20 protein-coding genes are annotated in these 23260 nt (G+C 66.6%); 11 read left to right on the top strand and 9 right to left on the bottom strand.

All coding sequences use genetic code 11. From position 1 onward, the window contains the following. Positions 1 to 113 precede the first annotated feature (113 nt). Both MLE18_RS13060 and MLE18_RS13055 read left to right on the top strand, forming a co-directional pair. The gene (locus tag MLE18_RS13060; protein ID WP_243439244.1) at positions 114 to 488 is read left to right on the top strand and encodes a carboxymuconolactone decarboxylase family protein; all 375 of its coding nucleotides are present in this window, start codon (positions 114 to 116) and stop codon (positions 486 to 488) included. Between the two features lie 9 nt (positions 489 to 497). Next, entirely contained in the window at positions 498 to 1247 is a 750-nt protein-coding gene (locus MLE18_RS13055) for a sulfite exporter TauE/SafE family protein (RefSeq protein WP_243439243.1), read from the top strand. A gap of 175 nt (positions 1248 to 1422) precedes the next feature. Here MLE18_RS13055 and MLE18_RS13050 read toward each other — a convergent pair whose 3' ends face one another. Continuing rightward, a complete protein-coding gene (locus MLE18_RS13050; protein WP_243439242.1) occupies positions 1423 to 2631 on the bottom strand; it encodes a PhoH family protein in 1209 nt (402 codons plus the stop codon). Between the two features lie 204 nt (positions 2632 to 2835). Here MLE18_RS13050 and MLE18_RS18135 point away from each other — a divergent pair, with 204 nt between their 5' ends. Further along, entirely contained in the window at positions 2836 to 5436 is a 2601-nt protein-coding gene (locus MLE18_RS18135) for a methyl-accepting chemotaxis protein (protein ID WP_243439241.1), read from the top strand. A gap of 317 nt (positions 5437 to 5753) precedes the next feature. Here the strand turns inward: MLE18_RS18135 and pstA are convergent, their stop codons facing one another. Genes pstA through MLE18_RS13030 form a run of 3 tightly spaced genes read right to left on the bottom strand, consistent with a single transcriptional unit; the run spans position 5754 to position 8399 of the window. Then, the gene (gene pstA / locus MLE18_RS13040; RefSeq protein ID WP_243439240.1) at positions 5754 to 6623 is read right to left on the bottom strand and encodes a phosphate ABC transporter permease PstA; all 870 of its coding nucleotides are present in this window, start codon (positions 6621 to 6623) and stop codon (positions 5754 to 5756) included. A 12-nt stretch (positions 6624 to 6635) separates the two neighbouring features. Next, complete coding sequence (pstC, locus tag MLE18_RS13035; protein ID WP_243439239.1) at positions 6636 to 7529, bottom strand: phosphate ABC transporter permease subunit PstC; 894 nt, start codon at positions 7527 to 7529, stop codon at positions 6636 to 6638. A gap of 60 nt (positions 7530 to 7589) precedes the next feature. Beyond that, on the bottom strand, positions 7590 to 8399 hold the full coding sequence (locus tag MLE18_RS13030; protein WP_243439238.1) for a PstS family phosphate ABC transporter substrate-binding protein: 810 nt from the start codon (positions 8397 to 8399) through the stop codon (positions 7590 to 7592). Positions 8400 to 8823: 424 nt separating this feature from the next. Here MLE18_RS13030 and MLE18_RS13025 point away from each other — a divergent pair, with 424 nt between their 5' ends. Both MLE18_RS13025 and MLE18_RS13020 read left to right on the top strand, forming a co-directional pair. Further along, positions 8824 to 9216, top strand: coding sequence for a hypothetical protein (locus MLE18_RS13025; protein WP_243439237.1), 393 nt, complete (start codon positions 8824 to 8826; stop codon positions 9214 to 9216). Between the two features lie 131 nt (positions 9217 to 9347). Further along, positions 9348 to 11507, top strand: coding sequence for a PAS domain-containing sensor histidine kinase (locus tag MLE18_RS13020; RefSeq protein ID WP_243439236.1), 2160 nt, complete (start codon positions 9348 to 9350; stop codon positions 11505 to 11507). 244 nt (positions 11508 to 11751) lie between these two features. On the opposite strand, the gene MLE18_RS13015 is transcribed toward MLE18_RS13020, so the two are convergent. Genes MLE18_RS13015 through lepA form a run of 4 tightly spaced genes read right to left on the bottom strand, consistent with a single transcriptional unit; the run spans position 11752 to position 16580 of the window. Further along, complete coding sequence (locus tag MLE18_RS13015; protein WP_243439235.1) at positions 11752 to 12537, bottom strand: YecA family protein; 786 nt, start codon at positions 12535 to 12537, stop codon at positions 11752 to 11754. Between the two features lie 45 nt (positions 12538 to 12582). Continuing rightward, on the bottom strand, positions 12583 to 14124 hold the full coding sequence (locus MLE18_RS13010; RefSeq protein ID WP_243439234.1) for a YifB family Mg chelatase-like AAA ATPase: 1542 nt from the start codon (positions 14122 to 14124) through the stop codon (positions 12583 to 12585). 13 nt (positions 14125 to 14137) lie between these two features. Continuing rightward, on the bottom strand, positions 14138 to 14740 hold the full coding sequence (gene lepB, locus MLE18_RS13005; RefSeq protein ID WP_243439233.1) for a signal peptidase I: 603 nt from the start codon (positions 14738 to 14740) through the stop codon (positions 14138 to 14140). Positions 14741 to 14777: 37 nt separating this feature from the next. After that, positions 14778 to 16580, bottom strand: a complete 1803-nt coding sequence (gene lepA, locus MLE18_RS13000) for a translation elongation factor 4 (protein ID WP_243439232.1) — start codon at positions 16578 to 16580, stop codon at positions 14778 to 14780. Positions 16581 to 16771: 191 nt separating this feature from the next. On the opposite strand from lepA, the gene MLE18_RS17995 reads away from it, so the two are divergent. Genes MLE18_RS17995 through MLE18_RS12970 form a run of 6 tightly spaced genes read left to right on the top strand, consistent with a single transcriptional unit; the run spans position 16772 to position 22211 of the window. Then, positions 16772 to 17389, top strand: coding sequence for a rhodanese-like domain-containing protein (locus MLE18_RS17995; RefSeq protein WP_272881652.1), 618 nt, complete (start codon positions 16772 to 16774; stop codon positions 17387 to 17389). A 3-nt stretch (positions 17390 to 17392) separates the two neighbouring features. Continuing rightward, positions 17393 to 18049, top strand: coding sequence for a YeeE/YedE thiosulfate transporter family protein (locus tag MLE18_RS12990; protein ID WP_243439231.1), 657 nt, complete (start codon positions 17393 to 17395; stop codon positions 18047 to 18049). Next, a complete protein-coding gene (locus MLE18_RS12985; RefSeq protein ID WP_243439230.1) occupies positions 18046 to 20241 on the top strand; it encodes a rhodanese-like domain-containing protein in 2196 nt (731 codons plus the stop codon). Before MLE18_RS12990 ends, MLE18_RS12985 begins: the two co-directional genes overlap by 4 nt. Then, positions 20238 to 20546, top strand: coding sequence for an MTH1187 family thiamine-binding protein (locus MLE18_RS12980; protein ID WP_243439229.1), 309 nt, complete (start codon positions 20238 to 20240; stop codon positions 20544 to 20546). The genes MLE18_RS12985 and MLE18_RS12980 overlap by 4 nt, the downstream gene beginning before the upstream one ends. Continuing rightward, positions 20543 to 21460, top strand: a complete 918-nt coding sequence (ybgF, locus tag MLE18_RS12975; RefSeq protein WP_243439228.1) for a tol-pal system protein YbgF — start codon at positions 20543 to 20545, stop codon at positions 21458 to 21460. The genes MLE18_RS12980 and ybgF overlap by 4 nt, the downstream gene beginning before the upstream one ends. Positions 21461 to 21467: 7 nt before the next feature. After that, a complete protein-coding gene (locus MLE18_RS12970) occupies positions 21468 to 22211 on the top strand; it encodes a hypothetical protein (protein WP_243439227.1) in 744 nt (247 codons plus the stop codon). 14 nt (positions 22212 to 22225) lie between these two features. On the opposite strand, the gene MLE18_RS12965 is transcribed toward MLE18_RS12970, so the two are convergent. After that, positions 22226 to 23047, bottom strand: coding sequence for an enoyl-CoA hydratase-related protein (locus tag MLE18_RS12965; RefSeq protein WP_243439226.1), 822 nt, complete (start codon positions 23045 to 23047; stop codon positions 22226 to 22228). Positions 23048 to 23260: the final 213 nt, after the last annotated feature.

Here is a 23260-nt window from a genome sequence, read left to right as displayed (position 1 = left end):
AACTGAGTGTTCGAGACTATTCGTTTGCCATCGGCCTACCCCGGGATTACCCCTCTAGGCAACGGCTTTGGCAACCACGCATCGTTCTGATTCAGCGAACAGGGAGGACGGCCATGCCCGACGAGGAACTTTCCCGGCTCACCAGGGAGCGCAAGAAGGCCCACGCCCGGCTGCTGGCCATGGGCAGCCCGGTGTACAAGGCCTTTCTGGACATGGAGCAGGCCGCCTACTCCGACGGCGCGCTGCCCAAGCAGACCAAGGAGCTCATCGCCGTGGGCATCTCGGTGGTCATCGACTGCCGCTCCTGCATGCAGTGGCACATCGAGCAGGCGGCCGCCGCCGGGGCCGGCCCCCGGCAGGTGCTGGAGGCCGTGGAGGTGGGCATCGAGATGGGCGGCGGCCCGGCCACGGTGTCGGCGCGCTTCGCCCTGGACGTCATGGCCGACGTGTTCGGCCCCGAAGCGCTTCGCGCTGGCGCCGGGCGGTAGGAGCCGGACGTGGATGCACCCCTGATAGCGGCCCTGGCGGGCATCGCCGCGCTGGCCGGGTTCACCCAGGGCTTCGCCGGGTTCGGCTCCACCCTGGTGGCCATGCCCCTGCTGGTGGCGTTGCTGGGCATCCGAGCGGCCGTGCCCGTGGGCTGCCTCATGGCCGTGACCATCAACGTGATGCTCACGCAGCGGCTGCGCCACCACATCCAAGGCGGAGCCGTGCGCAGGCTGCTGCTGGGGGCCGTGCCCGGCATGGCGGTTGGGGGGCTCATGCTGCGCAACGCCCCGGACTCGGCCCTGAAGGCGCTTCTTGGGGCGGCGATCCTGGCGCTGACCGCGCAGTCGCTGCGCCCGCCCAGATGCACCGGGCCGCCGCGCCCGGCCTGGGCCACGGTGGCGGGCCTCGTTTCGGGCTGCATGGGGGTGAGCATCGGGGTCAACGGGCCGCCCGTGGTGGCCTGGATCGCCTGCCAGCCCTGGGGCCGCGACGCCGTGCGCGCCACCCTGACCACCTATTTCCTGCTCGCGGGCGTGGGCGCGGTGAGCGTGCAGGGCCTGCAGGGGCTGGTGACGCCCCCGGTGCTGGCCATGTACGCCTGGTCAATGCCCGCGCTGGCCTTGGGGCTGTATTCGGGCGCGGCGCTCTGCGGCCGCGTGGGGGACAAGGCGTTCCGGCGCGCGTTGCTGGCCCTGTTGGCCGCCTCGGGCATGGCCATGCTCTGGCAGGGCGGGGCGGCGCTGCTTGGCGCGCAGTAATCTGTACGCCCCGGAGGCGGTTGCGGCGGTCGCGTGGCGGGGATGTTCTTCAAATACAGCACCGCCGTGCGACCGCCGCAACCGCCTCCGGGGCGCAATGCAATCATCCGGGCCAACAAAAAACGCCGCCAACCGGTCCGTCCCGGCTGGCGGCCTTTTCATTATCTGATCGATCCTACAGCTTGCTCTTCAGCACCATGTCAGTGATGGGCCCGCGCGAGCGGTCGCCCTTGAGCACGATGTGCCCGTAGTTGGCGAACCCCTTGAACTTGCGCACGATCCAGTTGAGCCCGTTGTTGGCCTCGTTCAAGTAGGGGTTGTCCACCTGCGAGGTGTCGCCCAGGCACACGCACTTCACGCCCTCGCCCATGCGGGTGAGCACCGCCCGCACCTCCGTCCTGGAGAGGTTCTGGGCCTCGTCGATGATCACCACGGCGTTCTCTATGTTCATGCCCCGCACGTAGGCCAGGGGCAGCACCTCGAACTTCTTGGCGTTGAAGCGCAGCACTTCCTCGTTGGGGTTGTGGAAGAGCTTGTTGGCCGGGCGCAGCCTGTGCAGCTTGAGCAGCAGGTCGAACACGTACTTCATGTAGGGCTCCATCTTCTCCGAGACGTCGCCCGGCAGGAAGCCCATCTTGGCGCCGATCTCGATGGTGGGCTTCACCACGAAGATCTTGTCGTAGAGCTTGCGTTCAAGCGTCAGGTAGAGCGCGGCCGCCAGGGCCAGGTAGGTCTTGCCGAACCCGGCCTCGCTCTGGATGGAGACCAGGTCCACGTGCCCGGCAACGATCAGCTCCAGGGCCAGGTTCTGGTAGGCGGTGCGCGGCTTGAGGTTCCAGACGTCGTTGACGTAGCCGATGGTCTTCTCACCGTCCGGGGCCAGGAGCACGGCCTTGCCGTCGCGCCAGAAGAAGGAGTTGGGCGGGGCGTCCGCGGGGTCTTCCACGATGCCCGTGTACAGCTGCGACTCGGACTCGAAGGGCTTGGAGTCGCGCAGCTCCTCGCTGCGTATGTTGCGCAGCGAGGCCTGGAGTTGGAGCAGCCGGTCGTTGGTGACGAGGATGGGGTCCGGGATGTCCTGGGCGGATTCGATCTCGCGCAGGATGTAGTTGTCGACGATGTTGGTGAAGGGGGATTCGGACTCGCCGTTGCGGATGAAGGTGATGTGCTCGCGGTTTTCGATGAGGTTGGCGATCACCTTGGAGACGATGTGGCGGAGCTTGGGAGTGTTCTTGAGCGTCTCAAGCTCCATGAGCACGTGGTAGGGGATGAAGATGTTGTTTTCGTTGCCGTTGCGCAACGCCATGACCGAGTTGGGATTTTCGATGAGGACGTTGGTGTCGATGACGTAATTCTTGCGCTTGACGCTGCCTTCTGGGGTCATAAAGCCTTCCTTGTCCGGACGGTATGACCGCGTTCACGCGGCAATTGCAGCCTATCCCCGCCATGTGACGAAACCATGACCCGCTCCATCCGGCGCGCGGCCGCGCAGGAACGTACGCATCGTCACACAAGCGTCACCTTGTTTCCTTCAAGCCATCATCCTCCGGGGCTAGTTTCGCGGCCGTCTTTCTTCAAGGAGTACACCGTGAAAACACGCCTCACCCTGCGGTCCAAACTGGTGGGCTTCTGCCTGCTCATCGGCATTGTGCCCCTTTTGTTTATGGGGGTCTACAGCGTTCGCCAGGCTTCGGACAGCCTGGCCCGGCAGGCCTTCAGCCAGGTCGAGTCCGTGCGGGACTCCCGGGGGCAGGCCCTGGCCCAGCTCGTGGCCCGCTGGATGGCCGAGGTGCGCATCTACGCCTCCGTCAAGGAGGTTTACAACGCCATCGGCATGCTGCGCGACAGCTTCACCGGCAAGGTCAGGCCCGGGGTGCGCGCCGACGTGACCGACCCCGAATACGCGGACCTGCTCCAGTTCGTGGCCCCGGCCTTCACCCCCTTCGTCAAGGTTCTCGGCTACGAGGACGCCCTGCTCACCGACGATTACGGCCGCGTGCTCTTCTCCGCCGGAAACGGCCGCGAACTCGGGGAGGACCTGGACAAGGGCCCCCTCAAGGATTCCCCACTGGGCAGGGCCTGGCGGCGCGCCCTCAAGGGCGAGGCCGTGTTCGAGGACTTCGCCCCCTACGCCCCCCTGGACGGCGCGCCCACGGCCTTCGTGGCCTGTCCGGTGCGCAACCACGTGGGCGGCATCGACGGCGTGGCCCTGCTGCGCCTCACCCCCAAGGACCTGGCCGCGGTCATGGCCACCGGCCTGCGCGATGGCGGCTCCGGCGAGAGCTTCCTGGTGGGGGCGGACATGCTCATGCGCTCGGACTTCGCCGCCCGGCCCGAGACCCACTCGGTGGCGGCCTCCTTCGCGGACCCCGCCAAGGGGCGCATGGACATGGCCGCAGTGACCCAGGCCCTGGCCGGGGCTACGGGCAGCGGCGTCATGACCGGCGTCACCGGGCGCAACGTCCTGGCCGCCTACGCGCCCGTCAAAGCCGGGGACGTGACCTGGGCCCTGGTGACCGTGGTGGACGAGGCCGAAGCCTTCGCCGCCGTGAGCCGCCTGACCAAGGCCAGCCTGGTGCTCGGGCTCGTCACCGCCGTCATCGTGCTCTTCGCCACCCTGGGTTTCGTGAACCGCGAGATCCGCGCGCCGTTCGAATCCCTGCGCGTGTTCCTGGAGCGCATCGCGGAGGGCGACCTGCACGCCGAGCTCTCCGGCCGCTTCAAGGCGGAGCTGGCCACCCTTGCGACCGGCCTGACCCGCATGGTGGGCGAACTCAAGAACAAGCTCGGCTTCTCCCAGGGCATCCTCGAAGCCATGACCGTGCCCTGCCTTGTCACGGACACGCAGGGCCGCGTAAGTTTCGTCAACACCGCCCTGCTCGAGCTCATGGAGCTGGACGGCGAGCCGGAGGAATATTCGGGCCGCGAGCTGAATGCCTTCTTCGCCGCCTGCCCCGGCCTGGCCGCAGCCCCCAGGCGCTCCCACGAGCGAGGCGAGCCCGCGCTGGACGCCCAGACCCCCGGCACGGGCGCCAAGGGCCGCGCCTTCTTCGTCCGCCAGGACTGCGCCCCCCTGCACGACCTGGACGGCGCGCCCCTGGGCGTGTTCACCCTCTTCACCGACCTCACCGAGATCCGCCGCCAGCAGGACCTGATCGCCGCGCAGAACCGCAAGATCACCCGCGTGGCCGAGCAGGCCAACCTGATCGCCCTGCACGTCTCCCAGGGCGCGGAGGAGCTCTCCGGGCAGGTGGAGAGCATCCAGACCGGCGCGCTCCACCAGACCGCGCGTCTGGCCGAGACCAGCACCGCCATGGAGGAGGTCAACGCGTCTCTGGTGGAGGTTGCGGGCGGCGCTTCCGATGCCGCCGCCAGCTCGGACGCCGCACAGGAGCAGGCCCGCAAGGGCTCCGAGGTGGTGTCGGAGTGCATCAACTCCATCGACAGCGTGTTCCGCCTCTCCCAGGAGCAGCTGGGGAGCATGCACGAACTGGGCGGCCAGGCCGGGGCCATCGGCAGGATCATCGGGGTCATCGACGACATTGCGGACCAGACCAACCTGCTGGCCCTCAACGCCGCCATCGAAGCCGCCCGCGCGGGCGAGGCCGGGCGCGGTTTCGCCGTCGTGGCCCAGGAGGTTCGCAAGCTGGCCGAGAAGACCATGGCCGCCACCCGCGAGGTGGACCAGGCCATCAGCTCCATCCAGGGCCTCACCAGGCTCAACATCGACGGCAGCGAGCGATCCTTCCAGGCCATCCGCCAGGCCAACGAGCTGGTGCAGCGCTCGGGCGAGGCCCTGTCCAGCATCGTGGAGTTCACCTCGGCCACGGCCCTGGAGGTGCGCCACATCGCCCGCGCTGCCGAGGAGCAGTCCTCCGCGCACGAGCAGGTCAACGCCGCCGTCGCCGACGTGAGCGCCATCGCCCAGGAGACCAGCGAGGGCATGGTCCAGACCGCCGAGGCGGTGGTCTACCTGGCCTCCCAGGCTGGCGGGCTCAAGGCGCTCATCGACTCCATGGTCAATCCTGACGCTGGAGTGGATGAGCTGGACGCCTCAGCCCTGCACGGTGGGCCGGCAGCGTTGCCCGCTCCCGGCGCCAAAGTTTCGAACCACCAGCGTAAGACAGCCAAATCCTTGCTGGACCGCCCCACGCGCGTCACCGCCGCCCTGCCCAGCGTGCCCATGTAGCAGCCGGGCTGCGCGCACTCCCGCCCGTGACATGATGCGGGGAGGCCCGAGCCTCCCCGCCCCCCCTCCGCCTCGCGGAAACGGCCACAGCCCGTCGAGGGTGACTCACTTGCGACGCGGACAATGGCCTAGCCGGAACCGGCAGCCCCTGGATCGCCTCCGGCGGCCAAAGGGGGTTCCCCCCTTTGGAATCCCACATGGGTTCGCGTTCTCCCGAGGTGTTGACGAGGGTTGAACAGCCCCGAAACGGCGGCAGCCCCCGGTCCTGGAACCGGGGGCTGTCGCGTGGCGGGAGGACAGGAGAACAGGCGGCCGGATCAGCGCTTCTTCTGCAGCTTGGCCCGGTAGATGATGGCGATCAGGTTCATGCCCAGCACCAGGGCGATGAGCACCAGGGCGGTGCCGTATTGCAGGGGGCGGGTCTTCTCGATGTCCGTGCCCGCCGTGGCCAGCACGTAGATGTGGTAGGGCAGCGCCATGACGTCTGAGAATATGGATTTGGGCAGCTGCGGGGCGTAATACACAGCCGCCGTGAACATGATGGCAGCCGTCTCGCCCGCCGCGCGCGAAAGGCCCAGGATGGCCCCGGTGAGCATGCCGGGCAGGGCCGCGGGCAGCACCACCAGGCGGATGGTCTGCCACTTGGTGGCCCCCAGGCCCAGGGAGGCCTCGCGGTAGGTGTTGGGCACGGATTTCAGGGCCTCCTCGGCGGTGCCGATGATCACCGGCAGCACCAGGATGGTCAGGGTCAGCACGCCCGAGAGGATGCTCACCCCCATGCCGAAGAAGGTGACGAAGAAGGCCAGGCCGAAGAGGCCGAACACCACCGAGGGCACGCCCGCCAGGTTGGCGATGCCCAGGCGGATGATGCGCACGGTCAGGCCGGGGCGGGCGTATTCGTTGAGGAAGATGGCCGCGCAGACTCCCAAGGGGAAGGCCACCAGCATGGCCCCCACCGAAAGGATCACCGTGCCCACGATGCAGGGCATGATGCCGCCGGCGGTCATTGAGTCGCGCGGGGGCTGTGTCAGGAACTCCCAGGAGATGGCCGGCAGGCCGTTGACCAGCAGGAACACGCAGATCAGGCCCAGGGCGGCCGCGTTCACCAGGGAGGCCCCCCGGAACACGTTCCACATGGACCACTGGGCGAATTTTCTCCTGCGCACGAGTGTGGAGCTGATTTCCATTGCCGCCTCCGCTTAGAGTGTCGCCGCGCCGACCTGCTTGTGCTTCTCGGCTATGTGGCTGGCGATGATGTTGAAGACGAGCGTGAACAGGAACAGCACCACGCCGATGGCGAACAGGGCGTGGTAGTGGTCCGAGCGGAAGGGGGCCTCCGCCATTTCGGCGGCTATGGAGGAAGGCATGGGCCTGATGGCCGAAAATATGGATGTGGGCACCATGGCCGCGCCGCCCGCCACCATGAGCACGACCATGGTCTCGCCGATGGCGCGCGACATGCCCAGGATGATGGCCGTGGACACGCCCGAGAGCGAGGCGGGCAGCACGACCCGGCGGATGGTCTCCCAGTGGGTGGCGCCCAGGGCCAGGGAGGCCTCCTTGAGTTCGCGGGGCACGGCGTAGATGGCGTCCTCCGAGACGGAGCAGATCGTCGGCACGGACATGAAGGCCAGCATCAGGGCGGCGTTGAACATGTTCAGGCCGGTGGCCAGGTCGAAATTGTCCTGCAGGAAGGGCGCGACCACGACCATGCCGAAGAAGCCGATGACCACCGAGGGCAGCGCGGCCAGGAGCTCCACCATGGGCTTGAACATGCTGCGCGTCTTCGGCCCGGCGATCTCCGCCAGGTACACCGCCGTCATCACCCCGAGCGGGATGGCGATGCAGGACGACAGCAGGGTGACGGCCAGAGAGGCCACGATGAGCGGCATGATGCCGAATTCGCCCGGGTCGGCCGTGGGGTACCAGAACCGCCCGAACAGGAAGTCGCTCACGGTGACGGTCTTGAAGAGCGGCAGGCCTTCCAGGAAGAGGTAGACCATGATCAGCCCCAGGGCGATGATGGAGATCATGGCCGTGACCAGGAAGAAGTACCGGATCAGGTCGTCCTTGAGCTTTCTGTTGATTGCCACGTAAGCTCCGAAAAAGGCCCTCCCCCGGTTCGCGGGGGAGGGCCGTTTCAGGTTGTGAACCTATTTCTTGACCGGGAAGTAGCCCACTTCGGCGATGATCTTCTGGCCCTTGGCCGGGTCCATGATGAAGTCCACGAACTTCTTCGCGTCGGCGGAGGCGGATTCGGGCAGGATGATGAACAGCGGGCGGGAGACCGGGTAGCTCTTGTCGGCCACGGACTTCTCGCCGCCCTGCACGCCGTTGACCTTCAGGGCCTTCACGGTGTTGTTCACGTAGGCGTAGCCGTCGTAGGCGATGGCGTACTTGTTCTTGCTCACCACCTGGAGCACCGCGCCGGAGGAGGCCTGCAGCAGGGCGGCGGGGGTGACCTTCTGGTCCTTCATGATCAGCTCCTGCCAGGCTTCGTAGGTGCCGGAGGAGGTATCGCGGGAGATGACCACGATCTCCTTGTCGTCGCCGCCCACTTCCTTCCAATTCTTGATCTTGCCGGCGTAGATGCCCTGGAGTTGCTCGGCGGTCAGGCTGGTGACGGGGTTGGCCGGGTTGACGATGGGGGCCAGGGCGTCCATGGCGATCTCCACCGGCTTGACCACGCGGCCTTTTTCCTTGGCGGCGTCGAATTCCTTGGGCTTCATCTCGCGCGAGGACATGGCGATGTCGGTGGTGCCGTCGATGATGGCCTTGATGCCGTTGCCGGAGCCGCCGCCGGAGACGGTGATGTTCACGCCGGGGTTGGCCTTCATGTAGGCCTCGACGATCTTCTGCATGGCGGGCAGCACGGTGGTGGAGCCGTCGATGCGGATGGACTGTGCCTGGGCGACACCCGCCATGAGCAGCATGGCGAAGAGGAATGCGGAAATTTTTTTCATTGGATGAGCCTCCCTGAGGGTGGATGGTTGACAGCCGGAGAAGCTCTCCGGCGACCTGCGGAAGCTAAAAACAGTATGTGACGTTTCTGTGACGCCCCACCGGAGAATGCGTGACATTCCCGGCGAAGCCCACCGGAGATCAGGGCTGACGGGCAGTTACGGACGCCAACGCAACGATCGTATTGTTACGGACGCAGCAAACCCGCATCGGGCGGAGATGACGGCGCGGAAGAAGGGCCCGCCCCCGCAGGTTTCGAGACCACCATGGCACGGATTTCGCTTGAGATGAAGATTTTTCCCACCTCTTGCCAAACTTCCGACTCCAGCCTATCTTTTGTTCGCCTCACTCGGTTTCCATGGACGGGAACCGCGCCCTCTTGTCGTGGCGCACATCGATCGGGGCCACCGCCCCAGGAGTCCGTCCATGGAAGTTTCACGTACCGGCAACACCGCCAATCCCCCCTTCGACGCTCTCTCGGCGCGCGTGGTCACGCGGGCTTTCGGCATGCGCATCGGCGGCTTCGGGCTGGATTACAGCTCCCGCCAGGTGCTCATCGACCCCGACAGCCGCAACGGTTCGAGCCTGGGAGGCGCCCTGGCCAAGTCGGCGCTGGCCGCACAGACCGGAAGCGAGGCCCAGAAAGCCTCCGAACGCGTCTTCGAGGCCGCCTGGAGTGAAGCCGGGCCTGACCTGGCGGCCCCGCCTCCCGACCATCCCGACCCAGCCTGGCGCAAGGGCCTGCGCGCCTACGCCAAGGCCCGCGACCTGCTGCGCTCGGACGCCGCCCGCTCCCGCTCCAGCCTGGCCGTGGCCTGAGCCTCATGCCCGCACAGGGCTTGAGGCTGGACCCCGCCACCTCCATCGTATAGTTTATCCCAAGAATCAGGCTTCCGGCCCGAAGCCTCTGGCTTCATAACTTCGGCCATACTTTTCGGGAGGCGCGCAGCATGTTCAACCCGACCCCGACCAGGGTCGCCGTCACGTACGCCGTGCTGAGCGCGCTGTGGATCTTCACGTCCGACAAGCTCATGGGGGCGCTCTTCGCCAACGCCCCGGGCATGCTGGTCCTGGCAGGCATGTTCAAGGGCTGGTTCTTCGTGGTGATTACCGCGATCCTGCTCTACCTGGCCCTGATCCAGGTGAAACGCCAGGCCGAGACCCAGGGCTCCGCCGTGCGCACGGCGGAGGAGCGGTTGAGCCACCTCGTGGAGACCGCGCCCATCGGCATCTTCCGCACCACCCCCGAAGGCCGCTTCCTCTTCGCGAACCCCGCCCTGGCCCGCATCCACGGGTACGACAGCCCCAAAGCCCTGCTTCGCGCCGTCACTCAAATCGGGGAGGACCTCTACGTCGACCCGCAGCGCCGCGACCAATTGCTGGCGAGCCTGCGTGAACACGGTTCCGTGTACAACTTCGAGAGCCTCCGCAAACGCTCGGACGGGGGCACCGTCTGGGTCTCGACCAGCGCCAGCCTGATAGCCGACCCGCTCACCGGCGAGGAGACCATCCACGGCTTCACCATGGACATCTCCACCCGCAAGCACGCCGAGCTGCTGCTGCGCGAGCAGGAGGAATACTCCCGCAGGCTCATCGAGGCGTCGCCCCTGCCCATCGCCGTCACAGACCTCACGTCGGGGTCGCTCAGCATCAACCCCGCCTTCACGCGGCTGCTGGGCTATATGCCCCAAGACGTGCCCACCATCGACGCATGGTGGCCGCAGGCCTACCCTGACCCGGATCTGCGGGAGAGGGTCAGGAACAGCTGGAAAGAGCGGTTCTCCAGCACCGAGCCGTCCGGCGAAACGATTCCGCCTTCCGAATGGGAGGTGACCGACAAGTCCGGCAAGGTACGCAACCTCGGGTTCCATGTGTCGCGCTTCGGCAGGCTGGCGGTGGTCATGCTCGTTGACCTCTCCGAGCGCATCCGCGCGGAGGAGGCACTGCGCCGCTCGGAGGAGCGGTTCCGAAGCATCGTGGAGAGTTCCCCGTCGGCCATGCATCTCTATACGTTGGAACAGAGCGGCGAACTTCGTTTCACCCTGGCCAACCTCACGGCGGACCGCATCCTGGGCATCAACCACAAGGAGCTCTACGGCAAGACGCTGCTGCAGGCCTTCCCGGCCCTGCAGAACACCCACATCCCCGAGACATACCTGCGTGTCGCCCTGGGCGAGCTGCCCCCCCAGTCCTTCGAGACCCCCTACAAGGATGGCGCCATCTCCGGGACCTTCGAGGTGCACGCCTTCAAGACAGGGGAGAACATGCTCGTGGTCAGTTTCACGGAGATCTCCGAGCGCATCCGCATGCGCGAGCTCATGGTGCAGACCGAAAAGATGCTCAGCGTGGGCGGGCTCGCTGCGGGCGTGGCGCACGAGATCAACAACCCGCTGGCCGGCATCCTGCAGTCCGTGCAGAACATCCTGCGCAGGTTCGCGCCGGAGCTGCCCGCCAACGCCAAGGCCGCGACGGAGGCCGGGGTCGACCTGGAGGCCATGCGCCGCTATCTGGAGAACCGCGAGATCCTCGGATTCCTGGAGGCCATCAAACACTCGGGGGAGCGCGCCGCCAGGATCGTGCAGAACATGCTCAGCTTCACGCGCAAGAGCTCCTCCAGGCATGCGCCCACCGACATGGCCGAGCTGCTGGAGAACACCCTGGAGATCGCAGCCACCCACTACGACCTGAAAAAGAAGTACGATTTCAGGCGCATCGAGATCGTGAGGGACTACCAGCCCGGAATGCCCAAGGTGCCCTGCTCGCCCCAGGAGATCCAGCAGGTGGTCTTCAACCTGCTGGACAACGCCGCCCAGGCCGGCGTGGACCGGCCCGTCAAGGACGAGCCCCTGCGCATCACGCTGCGCCTGCGCGCCGGGAGCGACTACGCCGTGCTGGAGGTGGAGGACAACGGTCCCGGCATGGACGAGGACGTGCGCAAAAAGGTGTTCGAGCCCTTCTTCACCACCAAGGACGTGGGGGCGGGCACGGGGCTCGGGCTTTCCGTGAGCTACTTCATCGTCACCGGCAACCACCGCGGGACGTTCCAGGTGCGCTCGGCCCCCGGCGAGGGGACCACGTTCATCATCAGGCTGCCGCTGGGGGTGGAGTGAGGCGCAGCGGATAATTTCAACTTTCTCCCCACATAGCCCTATATGGGGAGACACGCCGCCCGGCCTGGGTATGATGTGTGTTCATCAATCCGGCGAATGCCCGGAACCCACAACGGGACGGAGCACCTTATGGAAGCGGCTCACTCTATTGTAGCAAGATTTGTGTTTGAGTTTTACAAAAGACCTTGGAGAAAGATTTGTGACCGTTTCACTTTCGCCAATGAAGATCTACCACCCATGAATTTCAAGTATTTTTAGTCAAATAGCAGCACGCCTTATATTTCTTCGCACTCCCACAATGACAAGGGCCGTTTCGTTGAATTTTATTCTTACCTTTTGCCTGCATATAAGCCGCCCATGGAGGGGGGTCATTCGACACTGATACTCCACCAACGAGCATTGGCCCTGCATAGCAAGTTTGCTTGCCATACCCATCGATCAATGTTTTTAGAACCTCATGGGCAATTTGGCGGATAGATGGATAGACTGGAGACCAAAAAACATCTTTACCATCTTGATCCTTACTATTCCATCCGTGTGTATTTTTTCTAAGCAAGCCTTCATATATATGCTCTAGCGCAGGATCAACATGGGCTCCACCATCTTGGTCTGCAGCAGTAAGAATCAAGTTTTTCCTAGTGTACAAATTATCATTTGAGTCTCGAAAAACATTCCCATTCCACCAGTCCTCAAAATCGACTTTCCTAAACTCTAGGCCTGCCATATCGAGAGGTGGAATAAATTTTGCCTCTGCTCCATCCATAAAAACTAACCCGGAATGCGGCACCAAACTCTCTCTGATCAAGACAAAGGAAGAATCGAAGAACTTCACCCCCTTCATGCCGAGTTGGTCAAGCAGGGAATGAGAGTGTTTTGTCTGATGAACCAAAACTCGAATTGGGACAGCTAGTCGAATTGCTTCATCTTCATGACCTGCGTCAAACAGCTCCGCTGATCTTTGTATATACTCAAGCTGCTGATGAAGCTTTTTCTCAAGATCTGCTTTCGTCAGGGATATCTTGCTATTCATAGTTTTTCCTCACCCCAACGTCGTGACCTAACGTATGCAAAACCTCTATGAACCGCCCGCGCCCCTGTCCAGATTCCGGTAATTGATGGCTTCGGCCAGGTGCTCCACGCGGATGTCGCTGCTTCCATCCAGGTCGGCGATTGTGCGGCCCAGGCGCAGGATGCGCGTATGAGCCCGGGCGGAGAGCCCAAGGCGGGAGTTGGCCATTTCCAGGAAGCGGTGTCCCTCTTCCCCGATGGGGCAGAAGGTTCCCAGGGCCTTGCCCGAGAGCTGGCTGTTGGTGAGGATTCTGGTTCCGGCGAAGCGCGTGGCCTGCACGGCCCGCGCAGCCAGCACCCTGTGGCGCATGGTGGCCGAGTCCACGCGGCCGGAGTCGGCCTTCAGGTCCTTGTAGGGCACCGCGGGCACCTCCACCTGGAGGTCGATGCGGTCCAGGAGCGGCCCGGAGAGCCGCGAGCGGTACGCCCGCACCTTGGCCCCGGTGCAGGTGCAGGGGTGACGCTCATCGCCGTGGTAGCCGCAGGGGCAGGGGTTCATGGCCGCCACCAGCATGAATCCGGCCGGATAGGTCAGGCTCACGGCGGCGCGGGCGATGGTCACGCGGCCGTCCTCGATGGGCTGGCGCAGCACCTCCAGCACGCTCTTCTTGAACTCCGGCAATTCATCCAGGAACAATACGCCCCGGTGCGCCAGGGAGACCTCCCCGGGCCTGGGCACCCCGCCTCCGCCGATGAGCCCGGCGTCCGAGATGGTGTGGTGCGGCGAGCGGAAGGGCCGCGTGGTGATGAGCCTGCCGCCCCGGGCCAGCTCCCCGGCAACGGAATAGACCCGCGTGACCTCCAGGGCCTCGTCGAAGGTCAGCGGCGGCAGCACCGTGGGGATGCGCTTGGCCAGCATGGTCTTGCCCGAGCCCGGCGGCCCCATGAACAGCAGGTTGTGGCCCCCGGCGGCGGCTATCTCGATGGCGCGCTTGGCGTGCTCCTGTCCCTTGACCTCGGCGAAGTCCAGGGGGAAGGCCTCCACGGGCGGGGCCAGCACGGAGTCGTCGAAGGCCACGGGGGCCAGGGTCTGCTCCCCGGCCAGGAAGCGCACGGCCTCGTCCAGGCTGGAGATGGCGAACACGTCCAGGCCTTTGACCACGCTGGCCTCCTGGGCGTTCTCTGCGGGCAGCAGCAGGCCGCGCGCGCCCTCCTGCCGGGCCCGGATGGCCAGGGGCAGGATGCCCGAGACGGGCTTGAGTTCGCCCGTGAGGGAGAGTTCCCCGGCCAGGAAGTAGCCGGTGAGGGTCGAAGCGGGGAGTATTTCGGCGGCGGAAAGCAGGGCCAGGGCCAGGGGCAGGTCGTAGCCGCTGCCCTCCTTGCGGACGTCTGCCGGGGCCAGGTTCACCGTGATGCGCGAGGGCGGCAGCTTGAAGCCCCGGTTCTTGAGCGCGGCGAACACGCGCTCCTTGCTCTCGCGCACGGCCCCCTCGGCCAGCCCCACCATGGTGAAGGACGGCATGCCCTGGCGGGCCAGGTCGCATTCCAGGACGATGGTGTGGGCCTCCACCCCCGCCAGGGCGGCGGACAGCACCCGAGACAGCGCCACCGCGCCTCCTAGTTTATTGGATCGTCTTGCCGATGCGGTCCCAGCGAATCTCGGCGCCCCCGCCCCAGGACCAGTAGATCACCCAGGCCTTGCCCCGGATGTACTCGCGGGGCACGAAGCCCCAGTAGCGGGAGTCCTCGGAGTGGTCGCGGTTGTCGCCCATGACGAAGAACTGGTCCGCCGGGACGGTGACGGGGCCGTAGTTGGCCTTGATGCCGCCGCCCAGGGGCGCGGCGTCCACGCGCTTGTAGGGCTCGTCCACGGCCTGGCCGTTGCGGTAGACCACGTTGTTCTTGAGCTCGATCACGTCACCGGGCAGGCCGATGATGCGCTTGATGTAGTCCAGCTCGCGGTTCTTGGGGTACTCGAACACGATCACGTCCCCGCGGGCCGGGTTGCCCGTGTCGATGACGGGCTTCTCCACGAAGGGCAGCTTGATGCCGTAGGCGAACTTGCTCACCAGCAGGTGGTCGCCCACCAGCAGGGTGTTCACCATGGATTCGGAAGGTATCTTGAACGCCTGGACAACGAAGGTGCGGATGAACAGGGCCAGCACCAGGGCCACGGCCAGGGCTTCGACGTATTCCTTGAGCACTTTCTGCCAACGGGGATTCATTCGGTAGCGTCCTTTTGTTTGGCTTCGGATGCGGGGGCTAGTCCCCGGCCTTGAGGGCGGCCAGGAAGGCCTCCTGGGGCAGCTCCACGTTGCCCATGCGCTTCATGCGGCGCTTGCCTTCCTTCTGCTTTTCCAACAGCTTGCGCTTGCGGGTGATGTCGCCGCCGTAACACTTGGCGATGACGTCCTTGCGCAGGGGCGCGATGCGCTCGCGGGCGATGATCTTGGCCCCGATGGCCGCCTGGATCACCACCTCGAACATCTGGCGCGGGATGACCTTCTTGAGCTTGAGCGCCACGTCGCGGCCCAGGTAGTAGGCCTTCTCGCGGTGCACGATCACGGCCAGGGCGTCCACGGGGTCGCCGTTGATCAGGATGTCGAGCTTCACCAGGTCCGAGGCGCGGTAGTCGATGAGCTCGTAGTCCAGCGAGGCGTAGCCGCGCGTGCCGGATTTCAGGCGGTCGAAGAAGTCGTAGACGATCTCGGCGAAGGGCAGCTCGTAGGTGATGATCACCCGGGTGGCCGTGAGGTAGCGGATGTCCTTCTGGATGCCGCGCTTCTCCTCGCAGAGCTTGAAGACGTTGCCCACGTACTCGTTGGGGACGTGGATCTCCACGCGGGCGTAGGGCTCGTAGAGGGTGGCCGTCTCCTGCGTCTTGGGCAGCTTGGAGGGGTTGTCGATGGAGATCACGGAGCCGTCGGTGCGCTCCACCTTGTAGATGACCGAGGGGGCCGTGGCGATGAGCTCCACCTGGAATTCGCGCTCCAGGCGCTCCTGCACGATCTCCATGTGCAGCAGGCCCAGGAAGCCGCAACGGTAGCCGAAGCCCAGGGCCTGGGAGGTCTCGGGCTCGTAGGTGAGGGCCGCGTCGTTGAGCTGGAGCTTCTCCAGGGCGTTCTTGAGCTGCTCGTAGTCGTTGGCGTCCACGGGGTAGAGCCCGCAGAAGACCATGGGCTTCACTTCCTTGAAGCCGGGCAGCGGCGCGGAACAGGGATTGTCCGCCAGGGTGATGGTGTCGCCCACGCGGGCTTCCTGCAGGTTCTTGATGGACCCGCTCATGAAGCCGACCTCGCCCGGGCCGAAGTCGGTCACGTCCACCGGGCCCGGGGAGAACACGCCCAGGCGAAGCACCTCGAACACCGCGCCGGTGGAGAACATCTTGATCTTCTGGCCCACCTTGAGGGAGCCTTCCATGACCCGGAAGAGCACCACCACGCCCTGGTAGGCGTCGTACCAGGAGTCGAAGATCAGGGCCTGCAGGGGCGCGTCGGTCTCGCCCTTGGGCGCGGGGAGGCGCTCCACGATGGCCTTGAGCACCTGCTCCACGTTGAGCCCGGTCTTGGCGGAAACGGCCACGGAGTCCTTGGTGTCCAGGCCGATGGCCTCTTCGATCTCGGACTTCACGCGGTCGGCGTCGGCGGAGGGCAGGTCGATCTTGTTGAGGACCGGGATGATCTCCAGATCGTTGTCCAGGGCCAGGAAGACGTTGGCCAGGGTCTGGGCCTCCACGCCCTGGGTGGCGTCCACCACCAGCAGCGCGCCCTCACAGGCGGCCAGGGAGCGGGAGACCTCATAGGAGAAGTCCACGTGGCCCGGGGTGTCGATGAGGTTGAGCACGAAGTCCCCGTGTTCGGGGTCGCGGTAGGGGATGCGCACGGTCTGCGCCTTGATGGTGATGCCGCGCTCGCGCTCGAGGTCCATCTTGTCCAGATATTGCTCGCGCATCTCCCTTTGGGTGATCACCTTGGTGACCTCCAGGATGCGGTCGGCCAGGGTGGACTTCCCGTGGTCGATGTGGGCGATGATGCTGAAGTTTCTTATGCGCGACTTGTCTACCATGAACTCACCTGTTGGCGTATGTGCAAACGCCCTCTAAAAGATGGCGGGGGGAAGGTCAATTGGAGCTTCGCACAATCGGGGCATCCTGTCGCGCCCAAAAGGGGCGTCAGTCCCGGCCAGGGCCGCACGCCGGGCCCGGCCGGTTGCAAAAAAACGGCACGGTGGTACCAATGAGCGAAGGAGAACACCTCATGAAACGCCCGTTATTGCTGTTGGTCCTGGCGGCCGCGCTGGGGCTCGCCCCCCGGACTCCGGCCCTGGCCAAGGAGCAGGATCTGCCCCGCGCCGCCGCGCCGGACGAGGTTGCGGCCATGCTCGCCAAGCCCCCGGCGGGGCTCGAAATCGTGGACATCCGCCCTCAGGGCGAATTCTCTGACTACGCCCTGCCCGGCAGCATGAACATCGAGGCCTCGGCCGTGCTCGGCGACGAGAGCTTCCTCTCCGCCCCCGGCCCGCTGCTCCTGGTGGACAAGGACGGCACCACGGCCATGGCCGTGGCCGGAGCCCTGGCCCAGAAGACCGCGCGCCCCGTGCTGGTGCTGCGCGGCGGACTGGCGGGCTGGTGGGAGGCCCGCGAGTTGGGCCTGGCCGTGAAGGAGGTGCCCCTGAACCAGGCGGCCCCGACTTCCGCGCCCGCCCCCGCTGCCGCCCCGGCGCAAGGCCCGGCCCAGGGCGCGCCCGCCAAGCAGGCTCCCCCCGCGCAGCCCGCGCCCCCGGCCCCGGCCGCTCCGGGCCAGCCCGGCCAGCCCGGCCAGCCCGGACCCGGCGATGTTCCCCAACCCCCGGCCTCCAAAAGCGCAGGATGCTAGACCATGAGCGATACCGATAAAGAGAAAGAGATTTCCCCCCAGGCCGACAGCCAGGCTCTCGAGGCCGACGTCCAGGCCGCCTCTGCGGAGCAGGCCGCGCCCGAGCCGCAGGTCGAGTCGCCCCGCGCGGCGGCCCCCCGGCCCCAGGTGGCCCTCCCGCAGGACAAGGCCCCCATGAACCCCTACCTGGCGGGCGTGCTGCTGGGCCTGACCCTGCTGGCCTCCTACCTGATCCTGGGCGCGGGCCTCGGGGCCTCCGGGGCCCTGGCCCGGCTGGGCGCCGTGCTGGAGCACGCCGTGCTGCCCGCGCGCGCCGAGGCATCGGCCTACTTCGGGCCCTGGTTCCCCAACCCGCTCTCCTATTACCTGGTGTTCATGCTGGCCGGGACGTTCGTGGGCGGCCTGGTCTCGGCGGCCTCGGGCGGTCGGCTGCGCCTGATGATCGAGCGCGGGCCCACGGCCTCGCGCGCCCGCCGCCTGGCCCTGGCCCTGATCGGCGGCGTGATCGCGGGCTTCGCCTCACGCCTGGCCCAGGGCTGCACCTCCGGGCAGGGCCTCTCCGGCGGGGCCGTGCTGCTCACGGGCAGCTTCCTGTTCATGGGCTGCCTGTTCGCCACGGGCTACCTGACGGCCTGGATCTTCAGGAGGCAGTGGACATGATCGCCACCCTCTACTCCACCGGGCAGTTGAACGCCCCCCTGGGCTTCGCCGCCGCCCTGGCCATCGGGTTCTGCTTCGGCCTGTGCCTGGAGAAGGCCGGTTTCGGCAGCTCCCGCAGGCTGGCCGGGGTGTTCTACTTCACGGACATGTCCGTGGTGAAGGTCATGTTCTCGGCCCTCATCACCGCCGCGCTTGGCCTGGTGGCCGCGCAGAAGCTCGGCATCGTGGCCCAGGACGACCTCTTCCTCATGCCCACCATCCTCGGGGCCCACGCCGCCGGGGGCGCGCTCTTCGGCCTTGGCTTCGCCATGGGCGGCTGGTGCCCGGGCACTGCCGCCGTGGGCCTGGGCTCCGGCAGGATGGACGCCCTGGTGTTCCTGACGGGCGTCGTGCTGGGCTCCATCGGCTTCAACGAGGCCTACCCCTGGGTGGCCCCCCTGGCGGGCTACGGCTCGCGCGGGGTGGTCTTCCTGCACCAGTCGCTGGACATCACCCGCGACCAGCTGGTGCTGGCCCTGACCGTGGGCGCGGTGGTCATGTTCTGGATCAGCGAAATCATCGAACGCGGACCGGCCATCGGCCGCCCGGGCGTGAGCCGCGTGTTCCTGGCCGTGTTCAGCATCCTGCTCTGTCTGGCCGCCGTGGTGGCCCTGAACCTGCCCAGGCTCAATCTGGCCCCGGGCAGCGGCCCCGCGCTCACGGCCTCGCGCGCGCCCGCCCAGCCCGCTCCCGCCGCCGCGCCCCAGGGCCAGGCGCAAAACGGGCAGGCCGCCTCGCCCGAGGCCCAGCTGCTGGCGGCCATGGCCTCCGGTAAGGACCACATCGAACCAGAGGAGCTGGCCCGCCGCCTCATGGCCGGCGAGCAGGGGCTCACCCTGGTGGACATCCGCTCCAAGGCCGAGTTCGACGCCTTCCACCTCAAGGGCGCGGTGAACATCCCCGTGCAGCAGCTGCCCGAGGAGCTGGCCTCCAAGCGCGGCCACGGGATCATCGTGCTCTACTCCAACGGCATGACCCACCCGGCCCAGGCCCGCGACGCCCTGGCCCGCCTGGGCTTCGGCAACGTCTATCTGCTCACCGACGGTCTGCGCGGCTTCTTCGAGCGCGTGCTCAAGCCCGCCTCCCTGCGCGACGGCCCGGTGAGCGCCGAGCAGGCCAAGGCCATCACAGCGGCCCGGAGCTTCTTCCTGCCCGCCGAAATCGCCGCCCCCTCCGGCGCGGCGGCCGCAGGCGTGCTTCAGGCGCCCGCGGTCCTGCCCGCCCTGGTGGAGCCCGCCTGGCTGGCGGCCAACCTGGGCAAGCCCGGGCTGAAGGTCATCGACCTGCGGCCCCAGCCCCAGTACAACGGCGGCCACATCCCCGGCAGCTTCGCCCTCAACGTGGAGAGCCTGCGCGGCAACCTGGCCGGGCTGCCCTCCATGCTGCTGCCCGCGCCCATGCTGGCCCAGCACTTCGCGCAGATGGGCATCGGAGCGCGCGACCTGGTGGTGATCGTCACGGGCGAAGCCCCCATCGACGCCACCCTGGTGGCAGTGGCCCTGGAGCGCCTGGGCCACAAACGCTACGCCATCCTGCAGGGCGGGATGAAGGCCTGGAGCGCCGCGAACCTGCCGAAGGACACCCAGCTCCCCACCGCCACCGCCACCGCCATACGCCCCCACGCCCCCGAGGGACCGGACGGCTTCACCGTCACCGGGCGCGAGGTGCAGGCCGCCATGGCCGGAGGCAAGACCATCATCCTGGACGTGCGCCCGGCCGACTACTTCGCCGGGACCAAGAGCGACGAGGCCCGGCCCGGGCACATCCCCGGCGCCGTCAACCGCCCCTTCACCGAGGACCAGGCCAAGTCGGGCGAGGCAACTGTGATCAAGCCTCGCGAGGAGCTGGAAAAGGCCTACGCGGCCATCATCCCCTCCAAGGACCAGGCCGTGATCGTGCACTGCCGCACCGGGCACCAGGCCTCCCAGACCTGGTGGGTGCTCACGCGCCTGCTGGGCTACACCAACGTGAAGTACTACGACGCGGGCTGGACCGAGTGGTCCGCCCGGCCCGAGTGGCCCGCCGTGACCTCGCCCAAGCCCCAGGCTCCTAGCCAGGCGCAAGGCCAGCAGCAGGGCCAGCAGCAGGGCCAGGAGCAGCAGGCTCCGGCCCAGGGCCAGGCCCAGCCCCAGAGCCAGGAGAAAAAGCCGTGAGCGTCATCGCCGAGCTCTCGATCTTCCCAATGGGCCAGGCCGGGAGCCTCTCCCCGGCCGTGGCCAAGGCCGTGGCCGTCATTCGGGACTCCGGGCTGCCGTACCAGCTCGGCCCCATGGGCACGTGCATCGAGGGGGAGTTCGAGGAGGTCATGGACGTGGTCAACCGCTGCTTCGAGGCCCTCAGGCAGGGCGGGCACGAAAGGATTTATTTGACGATCAAGGCCGATTGGCGCAAAGGCCGCCAAGGCGGCCTCGCCTCCAAGACCGAGGCCGTCGCAACCCACTTGCGGAGCGACACATGAACCGTATCATTCCCGCCGCCCTGCTGCTGTGCGCCCTGTCCGCCTGCGCCCCGGCGCGGTCGGTGGACGATCAGCAGATGGCCCAGGCCAACGCCGTTGCCGACATAAACGCCATCAAGTCCAAACAGCAGGAGACCAGGATGCGCCTGGAGGAGCTGGAATCCCGCCTGGGCGACCGTGGCGACGCCAACTCCCTGCAGGACCTGAACGCCCGCGTCTCCCGCCTGGAGGAGACCGTGGCGCGCATCGCCGCCACCCTGGGCGTGGACACGGGCGCACGCGCCCCGTCGGCCCCGCCCCAGGGGGCCTATCCCTCGCCCGGCTATCCCTCCGGGCCTTCCGTGGCCCCCTCGGCCCCGCCTACCGGGGCGTATCAGAGCGGTCCCTCCGGTGGCAGATACCCCGACACCTACCAGGGCGGCTACGTCGCCCCGTCCGGCAACCCGGGCTACCGCTCCGGCACCCCGGCCTACGACGACGAGGACAGGCCCCCCAACCTGCCGCCGGCCTCCGGCCGCTATCAGGAGCCAACCACCACGGACCCGGCCGAGGCGGTCTACAACATGGCCATGGAGAGCTTCAACCAGCGCGACTACGAGCGGGCCAACAGCCTCTATTCCGAGCTGCTCAAGAGCTACCCCAACTCCAGGCAGGCCCCGGGCGCGCTGTTCTGGCAGGCCGAGATCAACTTCCAGCAGGGCGACTTCGCCCGCTCCGCCCTGCTCTGCCAGGACCTGATCCAGAAGTATCCCAGCAGCACCATGGTCCCGGCGGCCATGCTCAAGCAGGGCCTGGCCTTCCGCAAGCTGAACAAGAACCAGGCGGCCAAGATCCTCTTCCAGGACGTGGTCCAGCGCTACCCCAACAGCCCGGAGGCCCGCAGCGCCCAGATCCAGCTGCGCGAGATCAAGTAGGCCCGGCGTGCAGCTCCTGATCGGCACGCCCAGCTACGACGGCACGGTGACCATCTCCTACATGCGCTCCGTGCTGGAGACCCTGGACTTGTTGAGCGGGAAAGGCGTGCGCGTGGGTTTCGAGACGCCCTCCTACGAGAGCCTGATCACCCGGGCCCGCAACACCATCGCCAACGCCTTCCTGCGCCAGCAGGAGTACACCCACCTGCTCTTCATCGACGCGGACATCGGCTTCGAGGCCCAGACCGTGCTGCGCTACCTGGAGGCCGGCAAGGACGTGACCTGCGGCATCTACCCCGTGAAGCACCTGGATATCGCCAAACTGCGCCGCATGCCTGAGGACATGAGCGACCTGGAGGCCGAGGCCGCCGCCCTGCGCTACACCGTGAAGTTCAGGAAGGGTTTCCCCGTGGACGACCACGGGCTGATCCCCCTGGAGTACGGCTCCACGGGGTTCATGCTCATCAGGCGGCACGTGCTGGAGGAGATGGCCAGGGCCTATCCGCAGCTGCTGTATCACAACAGCTTCATCAATTCAGAGGACGAGCAGTACGACAACTACGCCTTCTTCGACACCATGATCCACCCCGAGACCCGGGACTACCTCCCGGAGGACTACGCCTTCTGCAAGCGCTGGACGGACATCGGCGGCGTGATCCACGGCGACGTGATGAGCCGCTTCACCCACTCCGGCGGGCGCGTGTACGAGGGCAACTTCCCCTGCCTGCTCCGGGGCCTGCAGGAGGAGTAGCCGCGCCGCGCGGTTCATTCCGAAGCCAGCAGGGCCTCCATGTCGCAGCCGTAGGTTTTGCGGCAGTGCTCGGCGAAGGTCTGCCTGAAATCGGGCGACTCCAGGCGCTCCTTGATGAGGTGGTCCTCCAGCTGGAGGGAGCGCTCCAGCTCCTGCAGGTCGCACTTGAGCAGCTTGCGGATGGCCAGCAGGTTGGAGGGCGAGCCCGCCAGGTTCTGGGCCACGAACTCAATGGTTTCCTGCTCCAGACGGGCCGCCGGCACGATGCGGTCGATGAGCCCGAGCTGCAGGGCCTCCTCGGCGGAGAAGCTCTTCCACTGCAGCACCTCGGTGGCCTTGCGCACCCCGAGCAGCCTCGGCATGAAGTAGCCGCTGCCCTTGGTCACTATGCCCAGGGCCGCGTTGGGGTTCTCTATCACCGTGTCGTCGGCCGCCAGGCGGTAGTCGTAGGCCAGGCCCAGGTTCAGGTTGAAGAGCGACATGGTGCCGCGCCCGGCGTACACGGTGACGCTGTTGAGGGCCGAGAGGGTCAGCATGAATTTGTTGACCACGTTGATGAGCATGTCCATGGCCTTCTCCCGCGAGGCCGAGAGCGCCTTGCACAGGAACCTGCCGTGCGCGAGCTGGCCCGCCTCGCCAGGGTGGCCGAAGACCACCAGGGCCTTGAAGGCCCGGCTGGCCAGCATGGATTCGAGATATTCGTAGAACGAGAAGACGCTGGCGATGTCCTTGGCCACGTGCAGCATGTGCCGCTTCTTCCTGATGACCAGCACGCCGTTTTCCAGGGTGGATGTGAACAGCTCGTTGTCGGTGGTGAGGTTCGCATGGGTCTTCATGGTTTGCTCCCGCAGTCATGAGCTTGCGCCAGGGCGGAGTGCCCGGGTCTTTCGGCCCCACCATAGCCTCAAACTGCGCTGGTCGTGAAGTGAAGTTTTTTAAATACGTAGTGTTACGGCACGCGAAGAATTCTGCCTCAATGCAGAAACGGAGCACGCGGCTGAATGTGGGGTTGCAAGGGCCGGGCAACAGTTCTACAAACCTCCCCGTCA

Origin of the sequence: Fundidesulfovibrio soli (assembly GCF_022808695.1) — a bacterium.
Taxonomy (GTDB): Bacteria; Desulfobacterota; Desulfovibrionia; order Desulfovibrionales; family Desulfovibrionaceae; genus Fundidesulfovibrio; species Fundidesulfovibrio soli.
Note: the sequence above shows the minus strand (reverse complement) of the source record. Positions and strands in the feature narration are given on the sequence as shown.

Excerpts from the sequence above, each read along its gene's own strand:
- MLE18_RS13050 (WP_243439242.1), bottom strand. The coding sequence starts at position 2,631 with ATGACCCCAGAAGGCAGCGTCAAGCGCAAGAATTACGTCATCGACACC.
- MLE18_RS12990 (WP_243439231.1), top strand. The coding sequence starts at position 17,393 with ATGAGCGATACCGATAAAGAGAAAGAGATTTCCCCCCAGGCCGACAGC.
- MLE18_RS13060 (WP_243439244.1), top strand. The coding sequence starts at position 114 with ATGCCCGACGAGGAACTTTCCCGGCTCACCAGGGAGCGCAAGAAGGCC.
- MLE18_RS13020 (WP_243439236.1), top strand. The coding sequence starts at position 9,348 with ATGTTCAACCCGACCCCGACCAGGGTCGCCGTCACGTACGCCGTGCTG.
- MLE18_RS13015 (WP_243439235.1), bottom strand. The coding sequence starts at position 12,537 with ATGAATAGCAAGATATCCCTGACGAAAGCAGATCTTGAGAAAAAGCTT.
- MLE18_RS13025 (WP_243439237.1), top strand. The coding sequence starts at position 8,824 with ATGGAAGTTTCACGTACCGGCAACACCGCCAATCCCCCCTTCGACGCT.
- pstA (WP_243439240.1), bottom strand. The coding sequence starts at position 6,623 with ATGGAAATCAGCTCCACACTCGTGCGCAGGAGAAAATTCGCCCAGTGG.
- MLE18_RS17995 (WP_272881652.1), top strand. The coding sequence starts at position 16,772 with ATGAAACGCCCGTTATTGCTGTTGGTCCTGGCGGCCGCGCTGGGGCTC.
- lepB (WP_243439233.1), bottom strand. The coding sequence starts at position 14,740 with ATGAATCCCCGTTGGCAGAAAGTGCTCAAGGAATACGTCGAAGCCCTG.
- MLE18_RS13030 (WP_243439238.1), bottom strand. The coding sequence starts at position 8,399 with ATGAAAAAAATTTCCGCATTCCTCTTCGCCATGCTGCTCATGGCGGGT.
- MLE18_RS12965 (WP_243439226.1), bottom strand. The coding sequence starts at position 23,047 with ATGAAGACCCATGCGAACCTCACCACCGACAACGAGCTGTTCACATCC.
- MLE18_RS12985 (WP_243439230.1), top strand. The coding sequence starts at position 18,046 with ATGATCGCCACCCTCTACTCCACCGGGCAGTTGAACGCCCCCCTGGGC.
- lepA (WP_243439232.1), bottom strand. The coding sequence starts at position 16,580 with ATGGTAGACAAGTCGCGCATAAGAAACTTCAGCATCATCGCCCACATC.
- ybgF (WP_243439228.1), top strand. The coding sequence starts at position 20,543 with ATGAACCGTATCATTCCCGCCGCCCTGCTGCTGTGCGCCCTGTCCGCC.